This window comes from Paraflavitalea speifideaquila, assembly GCF_032395985.1.
Lineage (GTDB): Bacteria > Bacteroidota > Bacteroidia > Chitinophagales > Chitinophagaceae > Paraflavitalea > Paraflavitalea speifideaquila.
Window position 1 is genome coordinate 3,809,802 of the sequence record NZ_CP135920.1, and the last position, 18,790, is coordinate 3,828,591.

Here is an 18,790-nt window from a genome sequence, read left to right on the forward strand (position 1 = left end):
TGATATGACCTTAACTAACCGTTTACGCGGCCGCGTAGCAATGCGATGGCTGTGCTGTACCCCATTGTTTCTATTGTTTAGCTTATTTACGCATGCACAACTCTCCGGACTTACTGAAAAGGTAAGTATTAAACTTAGGAATACCACTGCCTTAAAGATACTACAGGAGTTGGACCGGCAAAGCGCCTATGATTTTTCTTACACACAAACGCAGTTAGATAAAATTAGTATTGCTGCTTTTAATCATGATAATATAGCCTTAGGCAAAGCGCTGGACCTGTTGAGTACACAGGCGGGCCTGGTATGCCAGGTATCTGGAAAGATAATAGCGGTACGGGTTACAGCGCTGCCTGTAGTTCCACCTGCTGCAACAGGTGCAAAGCCTGGAAAGATAACAGGGGTTATCCGCAATGATAAGAATGAAACGATGCCCGGAGTAAGTATTACGGTACAAGGCATAGAAAAAGGGATCACCAGTTCTGTATCGGGCGATTATACGGTGGCGGTTGCTCCAGGCACTTATACTATACTGGTGTCTTTTATTGGTTATCAATCACGTAAGATCACTGAAGTAGTGGTGAAAGAAGGTGAGGTGACGGACCTTAGTGTGACATTGTCTCAAAGTGATGCGCGGCAACTGGATGCAGTAGTAGTAACCGGTGGTGCGCGCAGGGAATCGACCAGGTCGTTGTTGATGGCGCAGAAGAATAATGCGAATATGACGAATGGGATCAGTGCAGAGCAGATCCGGGTAACGCCTGATAATAATACGGGACAGGTGCTAAAACGGGTGAGCGGTATCACGGTACAGAATGATAAGTTTGTAACGATCCGTGGAGTTAGTGATCGTTACAATAATGTATTGATCAACGGAGCTTCTTTACCGAGTACGGAACCTAACCGTCGCAATTTTAGTTTTGATATTGTGCCCAGTCAACTGGTAGATAATATCGTGGTGAACAAAACGGCTACGCCCGACCTGCCGAGTGAGTTTACAGGAGGTATGGTACAGATCAATACCAAGGATGTGCCGGCGGAAAATTTTTTGAGTGTGAGCCTGGGTACGGGTTTCAATACGGCCAGTATGAACCAGGAGATGGTTGGTTATAAGCGTGATGAAAAGGCGGCACTGGGTATCGTGGATAAAAACCGTAAGTGGTTTGGTGAGGGAAGGTTGATGGACCCTGTGCAATACCTGCAATACCGTAAGGAGGGCAATTCGGCAGCCTTGTTTAATATTGGCGGACAGATACCCAATCGCTGGCAGTTTCACCGCTACGCTTACCAGCCCAGCCGCAATGTTCAATTAGCAGGCGGCATGAATAAAAGATTCAGTAAAAGTTCCCTGGGTTTTGTAGCAGCTTTGACATACCTGAATGAACAATTTAAGGAGGAAGGCATTGCCAAGATCATCAGTCAATACGAATTTGATAGTGAGCGCTACCGGTACAATACTACTATTGGCGGTTTATTGAATGTGGCCTATAAAACCGTGGGCCATCGCATAGCCTGGAAAAACCTCTATAATAAGCGCTACAGTAATCAACTGGACTGGCGTACAGGTAATTATGCGGCATCTGGCTGGAATGCCCGTCGTACAGGAGAAGTGACGTTGGATAACCAATTGTGGCAAACCCGCCTGGAGGGAGAGCACCGGATCACGGCGAAAGGCATGAAAGTGGATTGGTTCGGTGACTATATCAGGTTGCAGCGCGACCAGCCAGATACGCGTTTCATTACTGCCAGGCAGGAAGAGGGACTTAATTCTGCAGGAAAATATGTTTACAATTTCAGTGATGTTCTGTTAACGCTGGGCGGTGTTTATTCTTCATTGCTTAAAGAGAACAGGAAAAATGCCGGGGTAATTTTTCGCTGCCTTTACAGTACTCCATGAAAAGCAATTGCTGAAGTTGGGGTATGCCTGGTCTGAAAGGGAAGCCAACTTTGCCGGCGCCAATTTCAGGATCGTGAGTACCGGAAGTGATTATGCTGAATCGATGCAAGGAGCGCCTTATTACCAGATCACCACACAGGAGGCATTTGCCAAGGGGCATTTATTCTATCACCCCACTTCTACGAGGGGACAAAGTGCCGGAGATAATTATGAGGGTACGCAAAAATTGCAGGCCGCCTATATCATGGTTGACCTGAAACCCTTAAAGGATCTAAGATTAACAGGTGGGGTGCGGCATGAGGACAATTCGATGACGCTTTCCACCACGTTCTACAATTATACCACGGGTCTCCCGAAATTTGATGATACTACCTACCATGAAAAGGATTGGCTGCCCTCTGTAAACCTGATCTATAGTCTTACGGATAAAGTGAATATCCGGTTGGCGTATAGTAAAACCCTGGCGCGGCCAGATTTTGTGGAAAGGTCTCCCTACCTGTATTACGATTTTACAGAGCTGGCCGAGGTATTTGGTCAAAAGGGTCTGGAAGTATCGCGGATCAAAAACTATGACCTGCGTTTTGAATATTATCCTTCCGGAGATGAAATACTATCTGCATCTCTTTTCTATAAAGACTTCTCTAACCCGGTTGAACGGTTTTATGAAATTGGGCCCACTACGAATAAGGTAGAATACCGCAATCTATACCAGGCAACAGCGAGGGGATTTGAAATTGATGTGCGCAAATCGCTGGCTTTTCTGAATCCTGGAAGCAGCTGGTTACAGCGGTTTATCATTAGTGCCAACTATACGCACCTGCAAGGTGAGATCAAATACCTGGTTACTACCAGCCCTGTTACGCAGAAGGATACCAATTATGTGGCAGATGCCAAGCGACCCATCCAGGGCTTGTCGCCCTATATTATTAATGCCGGACTCAATTACCAAAGTAAGACCTGGGGTTTTAATATCGGGTATAATAAGATTGGCCGGAGAATCGTGAATGGGGGACTATTCCAGAGCTTATTCAATATGAGCATACCCGCGATGTAGTGGATATTCAACTGAGTACCCGTATCATGAAGCAAAAGGTAGAGATCCGGATCAATATGGGAGATATACTTAATCAGCCTTTTATTATTTATTCCAATACGGATGTGAGCCAGGGTATCATTACTTCAAATAAACCCAATAATGATCCCAAGGGAGATGGGTTCAATGAGAAACGGACCTTATTAATTATAAGGTGAAACGTGGGAGCAATTTCAGCATCAGTGCCACCTGGAAATTGAATTAATAACAAACCTCACAGGCTTCATTGCCTGTATACAAGCAATAAGAATATGAATGCTTTGAAGTTTTTTTCCCTGCAGGCAGTTTTGATATGCCTGTTGTTGCTAACCGGATGTTCCAAGAATGAGCAACCAGTAGCTGAAGCTGTATTTACGGTGCTTTCCATCAAACTAATGACAGTTGATCAGTCCTTTTTAACGATAAGATCCAACGAGGTTATTCTGTCAGGGCAGGCTACTGCTCCCAGTACAGACCGATACACTTTTTCTGTTCAATACTTTGATCCCAGGCATCGGATCAATCTTATAGATAATTTTTCAAGGCAGGTAGTTGCCGATACGATCATCACTTACAAGCCTGGTTATGTAAATGCGGTTACTTTTTATCAACCGGCTGCCGGCGCGCCGGTGAGATGGCTGGGACCTCCGGTCAATGAACCTGCGCCTGCTGCGGGTAGTGGTAAAATATCGGTCATTTATACTTATGATCTATTACCCGACCTGGTAAAAGTGGTGGTAGAAAATAAGGTGGGTAATAGCTATGTAGTTACGGACAATTTCCAGTTAGCGAAAGGCGCTTTCTCCCGTTATTTTGAGTGTAAGAGTACAGGTAATGAAGTACAATTGAAATTTTATACTACCTCGTTGCCAGAGAAATTGGTGGCTACTACCTCCATAGGAGCTTTTACGGATATGAATACCGACTTTTCGATCTACCAGTTTGCGGGTTCCTCCAGTTGTGGCACCTGTATAAAGAATCTCAGCAAGGAAAAATTATACTAATAATTCTATCTATAACCAGCATAAAAATGCAATACATGCGATACGTTTACGCACTGCTTTTGGGTCTATTACTGGCAGGATCTTCCTTTGGACAAACAATTACGGAGGTATATTTTCCCCAAACAATACAAGGGGCGGGTACTTTTGATGTTAGCGACGAACGCAGGGTTCCCTTTGCGTGCCGCATGAAGGTAAGTGGCCTTCAACCTAATAAAACCTACCGGTATTACCATGGTTTTACAGGTGAGGCCGGCGATATTTCAACCGAAGGTACTTGTATCATTGCCCGGCCCAGTGGTGATTTTGTGCGGATTGCGCTCCCTTCCTTTTCAATAGCCAATAGGTATGGTGAATTGACTACGGATGGAACGGGCAGTTATGAAGGCTGGTTTGTGGTAGAACCTTCGGTAAGTTTTTATTTTGAGACAGGGGTCGACATTTTCTTCCGGCTTAACCTCAATGATGGGAATAACGGTACCAATGTAGTAACCCGCCTTACCAGCGATAATACGGTGCATGTGATCAATTTTAGCAGTGATGCTTCGGGTGGTACAGCCTTGCGCAGTACGACTGCTGCGGGAGGTGTAGGAAAGAACTTTGTGCTATTATACGATAATACGACAGTTGGTAGCCGCCCGGTTGCCGGCACCTTTATAGAAAGTGATGGAACGGATAATAGCCTGGCCAATTACTATGCTGATTTTTATGCCAATCATGTAAATGGGGTTGACAAAGCCTGGGGTGTTATCATTCCCAATAACCTGGGCGGCGGTATTCAAAAGATAGTGCAATATGGTTTGGCAGATGGAAGTGAAATTGGCAGTAAAACTTCTACTGATGGTTTTTGGGCCAAAAGCGGAGGAGGTACGGTAGGGACGGCCAACGCAACGGGCGGCCTGGGTGATGTGATCGTACTGGATGGTGCTGTTGTAACCTTGGGAGCTGCTGTTCAGCAACCGCAGACGATTAGCTTTGGTACCCTGGCGGCCAAGACTTATGGGGATATTGATTACCCTGCTGGCGCCACTGCCAGTTCGGGTTTGACGTTTCGTATAGCAGCAGCAATGGAGCTGTAGCTACGATTGTAAGCGGACAAATACATATAGTAGGGGCGGGTACTACAGATATTACAGCCTCCCAGGCCGGCAATGCTGATTTTGGTGCTGCAACGCCGGTTATACAAACGCTTACTGTCAATAAGGCCAACCTGACGATTACTGCCGATGATAAGGTAAAAGTGCAGAATGACCCGCTTCCTGTATTCACCATTAGTTATACTGGTTTTGTGAATGGGGATGATGCGGGTGACCTAAAGCAGCCTGCCCCTGGCAGGTACTACGGCTACGGCTACATCGCCGGCCGGCACTTATCCAATTACAGTGGGTGGCGGCACTGCAGGCAATTACAATATGGCTTATGTACCCGGCACTTTAACGGTTACTTCCAATAAACAACAACAGACTATTCGTTTCGACCCGCTGGCGGCGAAAACATACGGGGAAGCTGATTATGGTCCCGGCGCCACCATTACTTCGGGACTGCCCATTACTTATACCAGCAGTAATTTGGGGTAGCTACCATTGTGGCCGGAAAAATACATATTGTGGGTGTGGGTACGACTACTATTACAGCGGCTCATGCCGGCGACGCCAACTACGAGCCGGCCTCTGATGTTACTCAATTGCTGACGGTTAACAAAGCGCCCCTGACGATCAGGGCGGATAATAAAACAAGGCTGGTGGGACAAGCCAATCCGGCCCTGACGATCAGCTACACAGGATTTGTAAATAATGAGACCAATACAGTATTCACCACACAGCCTGTTATCAGTACGTTGGCTACGCCTGCTTCACCAACGGGCGATTATGCCATTACAGTAACCGGGGCAGCCGCAGCCAATTATACGTTGACTTATGTTAATGGCAATTTGACTGTTACACCCCTGCCTGCCCAGACGATCACTTTTGATGCCTTGCCGGTAAAGAAATATGGAGATGCGGCTTTCGGTTTAGGTGGTACGGCCAGTTCGGGATTACCGGTAAGCTATGCCAGCAATAATACCTCGGTAGCTGTTATTGAGAATGGCAACATCCGCATCGTAGGAGCAGGCAATGCTACTATTACGGCTTCGCAGGCTGGTAATGCATTCAATGCACCTGCCCCGGATGTGGTACGAACGCTGACGGTACAGAAAGTAAACCTGGTGATACAAGCCAAAGACACTTCCAAAATGGAAGGTCAGGGCAATCCTCCATTGGTATTACTTTATAATGGTTTTGTGAACGGCGATGATGCCAGCCGGCTTACAACGTCACCAGTGGTTAGTACGGTAGCCAATGCCGGTTCTCTGGCAGGCAGGTATACGATCACTGTTACGGGGGCAGTTTCTTCCAACTACAATATTGCTCAATTGAATGGTACGCTTACGGTATTACCACCGCAAGGCGCCTCGCAGGATCATATTGGCGCTTATATCAGCAGCCCGGGCAAATTGCAGGTGAATATTTACTCGGTAGAAGCAGGCAAGGCTGCCATTCAGCTATTTGATCAATATGGTACACGTATGCTACAGGTAAATGTAACGCTTAATAAAGGGGCCAATACTTATCAGCTTTCAACCGGTAATGTGGTAGCGGGTGTTTATCATGTACGGGTAGCTGGTCCTGGTTTCTTATTGAAAACCAAAGTAGCTATCCGGTAATTAAAAGATACCCCTTCAATTTTAAATTATTCAGGCAATGCAACAGAACTATAAATCAAAGCAAATTATTTTCTTGTTCTTATTGATCGGTATAGGATTGAGCCTGCAGGCACAGGAAGGCAATAATAACAGCATCAATATTACTACCACAGCGGTACCCTTCCTGCGTATATCACCAGATGCACGTAGCGGTGGGATGGGGATGTAGGGATTGGCTTAAGTGCGGATGCCAACAGTGGTTTTTATAACCTGGCCAAAACGCCTTTTGCTGAAGGCAAAACAGGTATTGGTGCTACGTATACACCCTGGCTGAAGGAAATTGCAGATGATGTATACCTGGCCACCCTGGCGGGTTATCATAAGCTGGATGAAAACCAGGCATTGTCGGCCTCCTTACGGTATTTCAGCATGGGTGATCTTACGCTGGTAGATTATAATGGCAATAAACTGCAAACAGCCCGTCCCCGGGAATGGGCTTTTGATCTTGGTTATTCCAGGAAGCTGTCGAATAAACTGGGTATTGCTGCGGCCATCCGGTATATCTACTCCAACCTGGCAACGGGCAATATGAATGGCGTTAGTTACAAGGCCGGCAATACGGTGGCAGGAGATCTTTCCATTTTCTACAATGGACTGAATGAAAAAAAAGTGGGATGGACTGCCGGCCTCTCTTTATCGAACCTGGGAGGTAAAATAGGGTATACGGATAATGCCGATGAAAAAGATTTTCTGCCTGCCAACCTGGGTATCGGTGCGGCTTATACGGAGGCCTGGGATGATAACAATAAGATGACATTTGGCGTGGACATAAATAAATTGTTGGTCCCTGAATTGCCGGATAATGGAGAAGGAATGAAAGCGTACCGCGATAAAGGGGTGACAGGAAGCTGGTTCGATTCTTTTGGCAATAAAGCCTGGCAGTTTGGCTTTGGTATGGAATATACTTATAATGATCAGTTGCATCTTCGGTTGGGATACAATAGTAAAACCTATGAATCGGGCAACTGGCAGAATATTACTGCGGGTGCAGGTGTCCATTTTAGTTTTGCTACGATCAATTTCTCATACCTGGTACCTACGGGTAATAAGATCAATAGAAATCCTTTGACCAATACGGTACGGTTTGGATTGTTGTTTGGATTGAAGTGAGACCGTATTAACCATTAAACCATAAGAAATTACCTGTTTCATATTTTCTGTAATTGTTTTTTTAATTGTTTAATTCCAAAATTTCTTATTTACTATGAAAAAGAAAATCTTTTTCGGTGTTGCTACCATTGCTATTGGTGCAATAACCTTCATTGCCTGTAAGAGAAGCTTTAATGACAAATTTGAAGATCGTGGTACAACTGCAACCACTACTCCCAACTGTACTTCTTGTGTGAGCACTGGTACTGATACGCTGAGAGGTGTATTAAATGGTAACAGAACGCTTACCTGTAACACTACTTACATCCTGGATGGCAAGTATTATGTAAACAATGGTGCTCAGTTGACCATTGATGCCGGTACAACCATCAAGGCTATCAAGAAAGGTACACCTGCAGAATCATCTGCTATTGTGGTTACCCGTGGTGGTAAGATCATTGCCAATGGTACACAAACCTGCCCTGTAGCTTTCACTTCTAACGAAGCCAATCCTGCTCCTGGCGACTGGGGTGGTATTGTATTGCTGGGTAAAGCTACCACCAATAAAAATGCCGCCAACCCAACTATTGAAGGTATTGACCTTCCTTCTGTTCCCGTTGGTGTTGATGTTCATTATGGTGGTACTGATGATACTGACAATTCAGGTTCACTGGTGTATGTTCGTATTGAATATGCAGGCCAGGCCATTGCTACTGATAATGAACTGAATGGTTTAACCTGCGGTGGCGTAGGTAATGGTACTACGCTGGACTTCATCCAGGTATTTAAAGGCAACGATGATGCTTTTGAATTCTTTGGTGGTACGGTAAATGCCAAGCACCTGTATGCTTATGAGCCCGATGATGATGCATTCGATTTCGACTTCGGATTTGCCGGAAGGATCCAGTTTGCGGTATCGGTATTGAAAGATACTGCTATCTATTCAGCCAACCCTAATGGTATCGAAAGCGATAATGATGCTACCGGTTCTGTTGATTCCCCACGTACAAAAGCTATCATTTCTAATATGACAGTTATTGGATTTGGTGGTAATAGTGGAAATACCGATAGTACTATAGCCCGTCAAAGGGGTTTACTGAACGGCGCGCTTTTCCGCAGGAATAGCAGCTTTGAGGTGCGTAACTCAATCTTTATGGGTTTCCCAACAGGCGTAAATCTGCAATCTGCAGGTACACAAGCTGATAAAGCTAATTTCCGTTTTAACCTGGTGCATGGTTTTGTGGATACTGCATTAACTGCTGGTGGATGGTCAACTACCAACGCTTTCTATCGCTCCTTGTCTACCAATGGTAGCATTAAATTAAAGAACCCATGGGTACATCCGAATCCTGATTTCAGACCCGACACTGGTTCTCCTGCCCTGGCTTCTGCTGACTTTACAACAAGTCCGTTATTGCCTACTGGTAACAACTTCACTTTCACTACTGTTACCTACCGTGGCGCCTTCGCTGGTAGTGGTGTAGGTGCTAACTGGATTGCCGGTTGGACGAAATAAGGTACTGATCATTGGTTGATTGAACAGACTGTGAAACAGGTAATTTTTACAGTTCGGGTGCCATATCATCCATTTAATGTCAAACTTAATTTATGAGAGCTAATTTTATAGTATTGATTCTCTCTTTGGTGTGCTCGGTATCGATGGCGCAAACCATTACTGAAGTATACTTTCCCAAATACATCCAGGGTGTGGGTTCGTTCAATTTTGAAGATGAACGCCGGGTGCCATTTGCCTGTCGTATGACGGTAAGCGGTCTTACCCCCAACACTACTTACCGGTATTACAATCGCTTTGTGTATGATCCTACTGATCCACTCACACAGGGCGAAGGCAATTATATCCTGGTAAAGGATTCTGGCAATTTCGTTCGTTCTGCAGTACCTTCCCTGGCTACGCCTGGTAGCTATGGTGAATTTACTACCAACGCCACTGGTTCTTATACCGGTTGGTTTATTACAGAGCCCAATGTGGCTGCTGTATTTGAAACTACAGGTATTATCTATTTCCGTTTGATCCTGAATGATGGCATTGGCGGCGCTTTTATTGCTCACCGCCTTACTGCTCCCAGCCCTGTAACGGTAATTAACTTCGGTACAGATGCGATCAGTGGTACAGGTTTACGGGCTACGCCGCTCAATAAAGGAGCGGCTAAGCAGTTTGTATTCCTGTATGACAATTTTGAAGCATCGGGCAGGCCGGTAGCCGGCACTTTCATGGAAAGTGATGGCACTGCCAATACCCTGGCTAATGGGTATGCTCCTTTTATGCCGACAGTGTAAACGGTATCGACAAAACCTTTGGCACCATCATTCCCAACACGCTGCCCAATGGTATCAGGCGTATTGAGCAGTTTGGCCTGACAGATGGCGCTTTCAAAAGGTCTTATTATCCTTACCCTGTTATTGAATCCTGGCACCCGCTGACCATTGGTTTCCGCTGGCCATCTGTAAACAATACGCTTATTGACACCCGGAATCCTACCGGTGGCCTTGACAATGTATTGGTGATTGATGGTGGCAGGGTATTGGGCATCAATTTCTGGTTGGGTGAATCAGCTTCGGACGAGCTGATCACGCTGCAGTGGGGTTCGCCTGCCGAAGAAGATGCGGTAGAGTACCAGATTGAGAGATCAACCAATGGTGGTAAAACATTTACACCTGTACGTACGATCAGAAAGGGTGTAAACAAACAATTCTATGAACTGAATGATACACGTGAAGAGACGGCTATACACTACCGGGTGGTGATGACGAGTAAAGATGGCGCCAAAACGATTAGTGAAGTGCTGAAAGTAGATGGCGTAATAAAGATCAGTGCTTACCCGAACCCCGTGCGCGATCAGTTGCTGGTAAAACACCCGCAAGCTGAAGCCGGTGCTGCGGTTCAGGTAGTAGGTATGGATGGCAGAAGGCTGGTATCACAAAATGTGACACCCGGTGCTGTTCAGACTACGGTAAATGTGCGTCAATTATTGCCTGGTAATTATTTCGTGGTGTATAGTGTAAATGGCAAACGTCAAAGTAAGTCATTTGTGAAGCAATAACATATCGTCCTATGTAATTACTCAATTACCTGTGGAGTTTGATTCACAGGTAATTGTTGTTTAACCTGGTATTGTTAACCAATTAACCTTATTTACTGTGAAAAAGATATATGCAATCAGTATTGCCTCCATTGCGGTTGGAGTCATTACCTTCATCGCCTGTAAGAGGGGTTTTAATGATAAATTTGAAGACCGGGGCACCAACGCTACCACGACTCCTAATTGTACATCCTGTGTGAGTACCGGAACAGATACATTGAGAGGGGTATTGACCACTAGCAGAACGCTTACCTGTAATACCACTTATATACTGGATGGCAAGTATTATATAAACAGTGGTGCTACTTTAACCATTGATGCCGGTACAACTATCAAAGCCATTAAGAAAGGTACTCCTGCAGAAGCTTCTGCTATTGTAGTTACCCGTGGTGGTAAGATCATAGCCAATGGAACGCAGACCTGCCCTATAGCCTTTACTTCCAACGAAATTGCTCCTCAAGCCGGTGATTGGGGTGGTATTGTGTTGCTGGGTAAAGCACCTGTCAATAAGAACAATCCAGTTATTGAGGGTATTCCTACAGGTCTTGTGCCTCCTGGCGTTGATATCAGGTATGGTGGAACTGATAATGCTGATAATTCAGGTTCATTGGTATTTGTACGTATTGAATATGCCGGTGCGGCTATTGGTCTTGATAACGAGCTGAATGGATTAACCTGTGGAGGTGTAGGTAATGCTACGGTTTTGGATTTTATCCAGGTATTTAAAGGAGGGGATGATGCTTTTGAGTTCTTTGGTGGCGCGGTGAATGCTAAACACTTATATGCCTATCAGCCTTATGATGATGCATTCGATTTTGACTTGGGTTACAAAGGCCGGATACAGTTTGCTGTTTCAGTATTAAATAGTAATGCCTTATATTCGACGAATCCTAATGGTATTGAAAGTGATAATGATAGCACTGGTTCTGCTGATACTCCACAAACAATGGCAATCCTTAGCAATTTAACCGTTGTTGGTGTGCAAGACAGTATTGTAGCCAGGCAGAAAGGGCTGTTGAATGCTGCTCTTTTACGCAGGAATTCCAATTATATGTTGCGTAATTCTATTACGATGGGTTTCCTCACTGGTATAAATATGGGGGCAATCCCAATATTTACCAGTTTGTCAATAATATTCAATCTAACCTGGTCTGTTATTTTGTTACCTGTTTTATACCTGGTGGTTTGCCTCCTTCCAATATTTGCTGTCAATCCAGTGCAACAAATGCCAACTCCTATGTTAAGCTAAAGAATCCCTTTGCCCACCCGAATCCTGATTTCAGGCCGGATATAGGTTCTCCGGCACTGGGAAGCGCCGACAATTTCACAGCTCCCTTACTGCCTACCGGTAACAACTTTACTTTCACAACTGTTTCTTACCGTGGCGCCTTTGCAGGAAGTGGTGTAGGGGCTAACTGGCTTGCCGGCTGGACGAAATAGACAGGTGAATGATTCCGTACCCTTCTTAAAATGCAAAAGGGCAACCGCGCAAACGGCTACCCTGATGTCTTTGTAATTGTTTAATTCCAATACAAAGCTACATCTCAAAAGGTAACGAAAAAATAAAAATTCCTTAAAACAGCGTTGTTATGGCCTTTTGAGCTGGCACGATGGACTTAGGCGTTATGTAAGCAAGGTACTACTTCCTCATACGGGCTACCGACCTTATGGTTTGCGGATATGGCTGTATATCATCTTATTAGCAGTGGTATCCAGTCAAAACCTGTTTTGTAGCAAAAAGACGCTTCCCTTTGAGCCTACCACGCCCCTGGGTATTGATAATAAATGGATCTACGACAGCCTGACATTTTATTATTACTGGAGTGATGAAATAAAGGGCTCCCCTGATTATTCGCTCCCTACGGAAACCTTTTTAAGCAATTACTGTCGACCAAAGACAGGTTTTCCTGGGTGAGCAACCGGAAAGACATTGGTCCTACTGGTTTTACAGCTGATATATTCGGGTTTCATTATTCGCTGATCACGCACCCGTTCAATTCCCAACAACTGGTGGGCATTATTACGATGGTTATTCCGGGCAGTGATGCCAATATCATAGGATTGAAAAGAGGTTTTTCTTTACCAAAGTGGAGGGAGCCCTGATTACCCAGGCCAATATGAATCGGGTAATTGAAATATTAAATACGAAAGAGTCGGCGGTGCTTCAACTGGCGGTATTGAATAGCCAGGGAACGGCATTGGTTGATTCATCACAGGTAACGATCAACCCGGGGATGGTGCCTCCTAAAAGCATTTATGCTTCGCATGTGTTTGAGAAGAATGGTGTACGTACGGGGCACCTGGCCTATTTTCAGTGTGTGGAAGGGTACGATAACCAACTAATAGATCGCATTCAGAAGTTTAAAGCAGCGGGTATCCAGGAACTCATTTTAGACCTGCGTTTTAATCCCGGTGGCAGTGTAGCTTCAGCCGCCAAACTGGCGGCGGTGCTGGTGCCTTCTTTTAATCCCGACCAAACCTTTATTGTATTTAAAGGCAACCGGCATGGCGGTACGGTAAACCAAAGTTTCAGGCGGGCCATTTCATTTTCTTCCAGTAATAGTGGCAAGGATATGAATGAATTGCAGGGGCTTAACCTGCGGCTTAACAGGGTATTCATACTTACTTCCAATGCTACCATTTCGGCCGCAGAGCTATTGTGCAATAATATTAAACCTTATATGCAGGCCATACGCATTGGTACCAGGACCTTCGGAAAGGATGAAGCTTCTTTTGCTATTGAAGACAAACGCAATCCCCGGAAAGTAGACTGGATCATGATGCCTACTATCTATAAAGTTTTTGACGCCAACAACAAAGGTGATTACAGCAATGGACTGGAACCCGATCATACGATCAATGAATTTAGCAGTCTACCCTTACAGGAAATGGGTTATCCTGGTGATGCTTCGGTTGACAAAGCACTGGAATTGATCTATGGCAGTACGGTGGTAGGAATTACCCCTTGCGCAATAAGGTATATCCCTTCCGTGATATTAAAGAACAATATCAATCGGCCGGTGCCGCCGCTATGGGCATTGAGGTGAAACGACTCAATTGACAAAAGTGTATCGTGATTTTATGATAATCGTAACAATGCGGTAATATAGGGGTGATATTCTGTTAACCTGTACACAGGAGTTTTGCGGTCCAATAGCAAACTCTGATTAATGGTTAAGGTACTTCTCACTACTGCCATGGTGCTCATGGCCTGTCATCTCTTTGCCCAACAGGCTGGGCCTGATCCACGTTATAAACTGGTAACGGGAAAAAATGTTGTACGGTCAAAGAATTATTACCTGCTTACTTTGTTATTGGAAGATAAAGGCGCACGAAAACTGATAGAATCGGATACAGCGCTAAGCAATATGGCGCAGCGTAAACTCGCGGACCTTAGCAATGCCTTAAAGACCTGTAATAATAATGCAGGCTGTTATACGGAGGCCCTGAAATTGTCGGATCAGGAGATCCAACTGGCCGGGGAACGCTTAACGGCCTTATACGAGGATAATAATGCGCTGGGCAAGCTGGTAAAGCTACACCTGGTACCCTCCGGCACTTATATTCTTTTCCACAACGAAAGTCCGGCTGTATTACTCCGCAAAGCCTGGGAACAGGATGCTATGGGCATCAATTTTGCCATTGGGGTGTATGCCGAAGGAAAGAAAGCCAATTACCCACTCATTGATTCCATTAGTTTTAATGTAAACCATCCGCGCTATGGCAGCATGTTGTATTCGCCTGCTTATGTAGTGGGACAGGAGTGTGCCAATACCCACTTGTTCTTCCACCTGTCACTCACGGCTTCGCTGCAATTCATTGAGTTGAATGAAAGAGACCAGGCGGCGGATTATGAACCCATGGAAAGTACGGTAAATAAAGCCGCTTATCAACGTATTAAAACGCTGCCCTGGAATACTTTTAAATACTCGCTGATCCTGGTACCCGGCGCGGGGCCCGATGATCCGGCTGTACCATTGAGTGCGGGCGGTATGCTGCGTTGCCGGCTGGCCGCTATACAATATTTCAAGGGACTCGCCCCGTTTATCATGGTATCGGGTGGGAAAGTACATCCCTATAAAACGAAATACAATGAGGCAGAAGAGATGAAGCGCTTTCTGATCAACAAACTGCAGGTGCCGGAAAATGCCATAATCATGGAGCCTCATGCCAGGCATACCACTACCAACATGCGTAATGCGGTAAGGTTGATGTACCGGTATGGGTTCCCTATGAATAAACCTGCCCTTACTGCTACGGAAAGAGGTCAAAGCGCCTGGATCACCGGCAGCCTGGTAGAAAGATGTAAACGTGAGCTGGATGCGGTACCCTATAAACCGGGTGAACGGTTGAGCGAAACAGAAGCAGTATTTTACCCACTGCTGGAGGCCTTGCATATAGATCCTACAGAACCGATGGACCCTTGAGGACAATTGGGAATCTTGTGTCAAAATCGTTTAGGTAAGAAAACTATAGCCAGTTACAAAGGTGGCCACGCTGCAGCGCTGCATCTGCCGGGCGGCAGCGTGACTTACCTTAAAGGAGCGACGAGTTGAACTAAACGACATTGAATCGGGAGCCGGCAAATGCGTTTGTGTCGAATAAATTCATGATTCACGATTCAATGTCGTTTAGTTAATGCTCGAAGCATTCGAAATGCAATAAATTAAAAGTTCTTTGACAATTGGTTGTAATTCAATTGTGGGCGTTATTTTGGGATATAGATTATAGGGGCTGTTTAAACGATCCAACTCCTTTAATCGATTTTCGGGAAAATTGTATTGATGACGTAATTCAAACCATAGAAGATGAGAAATTTGTTGAAAGAAGCCGTTCGAAAGACGGCGGAAATGGATTTTCCCGTAAACGAAAATTACACTTCATAGATCTAATAACATTACTTACGCAAGGACTAAGCCGCTCTATACAACGGGAACTCAATAGCTTCTACCAGAAGATCAAATCAAAGGATTTTAGTATACAACATGTAACCAAGGGTGCTTTTAGCCAAGCACGGGTGAAGTTAAAACCTGAGGCATTTATTGAGTTGAATCAGGTTGGCATCAGATCCTTCTATAAAAACGCGCCTTACCTGACCTGGCGAGGATGGCGATTGTTGAGCATAGATGGCAGTACTATAGTATTGCCTAAACATAAAACAGTAACGGAGGAGTTCGGCATTACCAATTTTGGCCCACAGGCATCCTCACCCCAAAGTGTAGCGAGGATATCGATGCTGTATGATGTATTAAACTTTACCACATTGGATGCCTGTATAGATCGCTATGATGTACCAGAAACAAAACTGGCCCGCAAACATTTAGGGCAGGTAGAATCAGGAAAAGATCTGCTGATCATGGACAGAGGATATCCGAGCTTGGCGTTGCTTTTTGAGTTAAAGATGAAGGGCATCGATTATTGTATTCGAATGCGGGATGATTGGTGGCTGGAGGTGAGGAAGATGTTACATGAAGGGGAAAAGGATAAAGAAGTCACATTTAAATTACCAGCAAATCATAATGACCTGCTCAGTCAATATAACACCAATGACCGGGAAATAAGATGCCGATTAGTAGTGATAGAATTGCCAGATGGAAGCCGGGAAGTGCTTTGTACATCTGTACTGGATAATCAAAAACTTCCATACGAGAACTTTGGGGAATTATATAATTATCGATGGAATATTGAGGAAGGTTATAAACTGTACAAATGCCGGCTTCAATTTGAATCTTTCTCTGGCAAAACTGCCATTGCAGTCAAACAGGACTTTTATGCCAAGGTATTCATGATGTCTATGATGGCAGTGTTAGCCTTCCCACTGGAGGAAAAGCTAAAGCAAGAACAAGCGCAGGGTAGAAGAAAACATCCTCATAAAATAAATCGCACCAATGCCCTGGCTATGGTCAGGAAATTGCCCATAAATTATTCATTGAAAAGATGATCAGGCCTGCATTAGCAGCCTTTGATAAAATATTAAGGGTAACGACCGAAATCATCCGGCCCAAAAGAAAAGCGCCCAGAAAAAAACGCACCAAGAAACCTCCTGCTATGAATTACAAACAATTGTAGCTAACTAAACGACATTGATTCACGATTGCCGACCTAATACTTCAATAATGAAAATACTAACCTTTCTTATTGCCTGTTTTTTCACTGCAATGGCAGCTCCTCGCAGGGACGTGAATATGCAGATCAGTAGCACCTGGTCGGTGGATTCACTGGGCGCCTGTCAGGGAGTATCCTGGCAAAGGGGCGATTGTTCCTGTATGGCGACCGGGAAGTGGGTATGATCAGGGAATATAAAATGGACCATGATTCGCTGGTGTATGTAAACAAGGAATACAAACTTACCCAACATGATACGGATGTGATCAATCACCCTACGGGCATCGCCTGGCGAGCAAAACAGCCCACCTTTATTGGTAATAGTATTCGCCTGAACCCGGAAGGCACTTTGTGGAAAGCGATGATCTATTGTGTGAATTGGGAAGGGTTGCTGCGTACGGGTACGCTGGATGGCAACCTGCTGAATACAATAGAAGACGATGCCTGCATACAGGGTACGCGCCCCGAGTATGTACAGTACAGAGGCAAATGGTATGTAGCCACTGCTGACTATGGCGGTAAAAACAATGAAGTGAGGTTGTATGATGCTGCCTTGTTACAAAAGGCGAAGAAAACATCAGAAAAAGGCATCCTGGTAAAAAAGTTTACCTGCTCGCCCTGGGTACAAAACCTGCACTTTGTAAAGGACAAGAATATGCTGGTGCTGATCCAGAACCAGGTAGAAGGCAGGAAATGGCGCTTCACTTTTCTTGATCTTGAAAAGTCGCTGGCGGCAGGAACGGAACAGGTGATCAAAGTAATAGATATCAATGAACGGCCCGATGAGTTGGAAGGGTTCACGTTGCTCAATGATATACAGAAGGGTATTGCAGTAAGTTCATCACGAAGGAACAATGCCAATTTGATGGAAGTGGGGTGGTAAAACATTTCTACACGATTGCTGTCTCGGATTTCATTTTCTTATTCCAAAAATAACTAATGCAAAAGAAATTTGCACATGCCATTCCTTTATCCAGTGGTAAAGGGATGATCCCAAAGCTATTGTTTTTGATGATGACGCTTTTCATCATGATCAGTTTGCCGGTCCGGGCGCAAACAGGCGTTATAACGGGTACGGTGAGTTCGGATGGTAATGAACCTTTAGCGGGCGCCAGTATAGTGGTTAAGCAGTCGGGTAAGTCGACGGTGGCCGATGTCAACGGAAAATTTTCGCTGGCAGTTGCAGCCGGTGAAACACTGGTGATCACTTTTTCGGGTTATGGTGCGCAGGAAATTGCGGTAGGAGATAAAACGGTGGTACACATAAAACTGAAGGAAGAGGCCAGGATGTTGGAAGAAGTATCCATCGGTTACCAGCGTTTGCGTAAGAGTGATCTGACGGGTGCTGTTTCCAGTGTAAAATCGAAGGAATTGAACCTTAGTACACCTACGTTGAGCCAGGCCCTGGTAGGTAAGGTGGCAGGGGTACAGGTATCGCAGGTAAGTGGTGCTCCTTATTCGGGCACCAAGATCCGGGTGCGGGGTATTGGCTCTATCAATGCCAGCTCTGAACCCCTGTATGTGGTGGATGGCTACCCGGTAGGTGGCAATGTGAGTTCGGGTCCTGGTAACGGTGGTAATGGCACAGGTGGGTATAACCCGGCTACGGCAGGTAATGATATTTTCATCAACCCGGATGATATTGAGTCTATTGAAATATTGAAGGATGCGGCTTCGGCTGCCATCTATGGTTCCCGGCTGCCGGTGGGGTAGTGCTGATCACCACCAAACGGGGTAAACAAGGCAAGGGTACGCTTGCTTACGACTACCAGGTAGGGGTGAATC

General features: G+C 45.2%; 21 protein-coding genes. All 21 read left to right on the forward strand.

Annotated elements, in window-relative coordinates:
- Positions 1 to 4 precede the first annotated feature (4 nt).
- On the forward strand, positions 5 to 1,894 hold the full coding sequence (locus tag RS881_RS25900; protein WP_315823741.1) for a TonB-dependent receptor: 1,890 nt from the start codon (positions 5 to 7) through the stop codon (positions 1,892 to 1,894).
- 7 nt (positions 1,895 to 1,901) lie between these two features.
- Entirely contained in the window at positions 1,902 to 2,948 is a 1,047-nt protein-coding gene (locus tag RS881_RS25905) for a TonB-dependent receptor domain-containing protein (RefSeq protein WP_315823742.1), read from the forward strand.
- Complete coding sequence (locus tag RS881_RS25910; RefSeq protein ID WP_315823743.1) at positions 2,948 to 3,145, forward strand: hypothetical protein; 198 nt, start codon at positions 2,948 to 2,950, stop codon at positions 3,143 to 3,145. The genes RS881_RS25905 and RS881_RS25910 overlap by 1 nt, the downstream gene beginning before the upstream one ends.
- A gap of 93 nt (positions 3,146 to 3,238) precedes the next feature.
- Entirely contained in the window at positions 3,239 to 3,970 is a 732-nt protein-coding gene (locus RS881_RS25915) for a hypothetical protein (protein WP_315823744.1), read from the forward strand.
- A gap of 35 nt (positions 3,971 to 4,005) precedes the next feature.
- Positions 4,006 to 5,046, forward strand: coding sequence for a hypothetical protein (locus tag RS881_RS25920; protein WP_315823745.1), 1,041 nt, complete (start codon positions 4,006 to 4,008; stop codon positions 5,044 to 5,046).
- A 161-nt stretch (positions 5,047 to 5,207) separates the two neighbouring features.
- On the forward strand, positions 5,208 to 5,420 hold the full coding sequence (locus RS881_RS60010) for a hypothetical protein (RefSeq protein WP_350340178.1): 213 nt from the start codon (positions 5,208 to 5,210) through the stop codon (positions 5,418 to 5,420).
- Positions 5,350 to 5,544: a hypothetical protein gene (locus tag RS881_RS25925; RefSeq protein ID WP_315823746.1), complete on the forward strand. Its 195-nt coding sequence runs from the start codon at positions 5,350 to 5,352 to the stop codon at positions 5,542 to 5,544. Before RS881_RS60010 ends, RS881_RS25925 begins: the two co-directional genes overlap by 71 nt.
- A 29-nt stretch (positions 5,545 to 5,573) precedes the next feature.
- Positions 5,574 to 6,671, forward strand: coding sequence for an MBG domain-containing protein (locus RS881_RS25930; protein ID WP_315823747.1), 1,098 nt, complete (start codon positions 5,574 to 5,576; stop codon positions 6,669 to 6,671).
- Between the two features lie 37 nt (positions 6,672 to 6,708).
- Positions 6,709 to 6,879, forward strand: a complete 171-nt coding sequence (locus RS881_RS25935; RefSeq protein WP_315823748.1) for a hypothetical protein — start codon at positions 6,709 to 6,711, stop codon at positions 6,877 to 6,879.
- Positions 6,880 to 6,920: 41 nt separating this feature from the next.
- Positions 6,921 to 7,820: a type IX secretion system outer membrane channel protein PorV gene (porV, locus tag RS881_RS25940; RefSeq protein ID WP_315824619.1), complete on the forward strand. Its 900-nt coding sequence runs from the start codon at positions 6,921 to 6,923 to the stop codon at positions 7,818 to 7,820.
- Positions 7,821 to 7,914: 94 nt separating this feature from the next.
- Positions 7,915 to 9,315 (forward strand): beta-helix domain-containing protein, encoded by a 1,401-nt coding sequence (locus tag RS881_RS25945; RefSeq protein ID WP_315823749.1) that lies wholly within the window; start codon positions 7,915 to 7,917, stop codon positions 9,313 to 9,315.
- Positions 9,316 to 9,407: 92 nt separating this feature from the next.
- The gene (locus tag RS881_RS25950) at positions 9,408 to 10,097 is read left to right on the forward strand and encodes a hypothetical protein (RefSeq protein ID WP_315823750.1); all 690 of its coding nucleotides are present in this window, start codon (positions 9,408 to 9,410) and stop codon (positions 10,095 to 10,097) included.
- 224 nt (positions 10,098 to 10,321) lie between these two features.
- The gene (locus RS881_RS25955) at positions 10,322 to 10,861 is read left to right on the forward strand and encodes a T9SS type A sorting domain-containing protein (RefSeq protein WP_315824620.1); all 540 of its coding nucleotides are present in this window, start codon (positions 10,322 to 10,324) and stop codon (positions 10,859 to 10,861) included.
- Between the two features lie 97 nt (positions 10,862 to 10,958).
- The gene (locus RS881_RS25960) at positions 10,959 to 12,149 is read left to right on the forward strand and encodes a beta-helix domain-containing protein (RefSeq protein ID WP_315823751.1); all 1,191 of its coding nucleotides are present in this window, start codon (positions 10,959 to 10,961) and stop codon (positions 12,147 to 12,149) included.
- 348 nt (positions 12,150 to 12,497) lie between these two features.
- The gene (locus RS881_RS25965; protein ID WP_315823752.1) at positions 12,498 to 12,815 is read left to right on the forward strand and encodes a hypothetical protein; all 318 of its coding nucleotides are present in this window, start codon (positions 12,498 to 12,500) and stop codon (positions 12,813 to 12,815) included.
- Positions 12,812 to 13,003 carry a hypothetical protein gene (locus RS881_RS25970; RefSeq protein ID WP_315823753.1) on the forward strand — a complete coding sequence of 64 codons (192 nt, stop codon included), beginning with the start codon at positions 12,812 to 12,814 and terminating at the stop codon, positions 13,001 to 13,003. The genes RS881_RS25965 and RS881_RS25970 overlap by 4 nt, the downstream gene beginning before the upstream one ends.
- Complete coding sequence (locus tag RS881_RS25975) at positions 12,988 to 13,947, forward strand: S41 family peptidase (protein WP_315823754.1); 960 nt, start codon at positions 12,988 to 12,990, stop codon at positions 13,945 to 13,947. The genes RS881_RS25970 and RS881_RS25975 overlap by 16 nt, the downstream gene beginning before the upstream one ends.
- A gap of 123 nt (positions 13,948 to 14,070) precedes the next feature.
- Positions 14,071 to 15,327: a YdcF family protein gene (locus RS881_RS25980; protein WP_315823755.1), complete on the forward strand. Its 1,257-nt coding sequence runs from the start codon at positions 14,071 to 14,073 to the stop codon at positions 15,325 to 15,327.
- 257 nt (positions 15,328 to 15,584) lie between these two features.
- Positions 15,585 to 16,841: an IS4 family transposase gene (locus tag RS881_RS25985; RefSeq protein ID WP_315823756.1), complete on the forward strand. Its 1,257-nt coding sequence runs from the start codon at positions 15,585 to 15,587 to the stop codon at positions 16,839 to 16,841.
- Positions 16,842 to 17,156: 315 nt separating this feature from the next.
- Positions 17,157 to 17,888 carry a hypothetical protein gene (locus tag RS881_RS25990; protein WP_315823757.1) on the forward strand — a complete coding sequence of 244 codons (732 nt, stop codon included), beginning with the start codon at positions 17,157 to 17,159 and terminating at the stop codon, positions 17,886 to 17,888.
- Positions 17,889 to 17,944: 56 nt separating this feature from the next.
- The gene (locus tag RS881_RS25995; protein WP_315823758.1) at positions 17,945 to 18,718 is read left to right on the forward strand and encodes a TonB-dependent receptor plug domain-containing protein; all 774 of its coding nucleotides are present in this window, start codon (positions 17,945 to 17,947) and stop codon (positions 18,716 to 18,718) included.
- Positions 18,719 to 18,790: the final 72 nt, after the last annotated feature.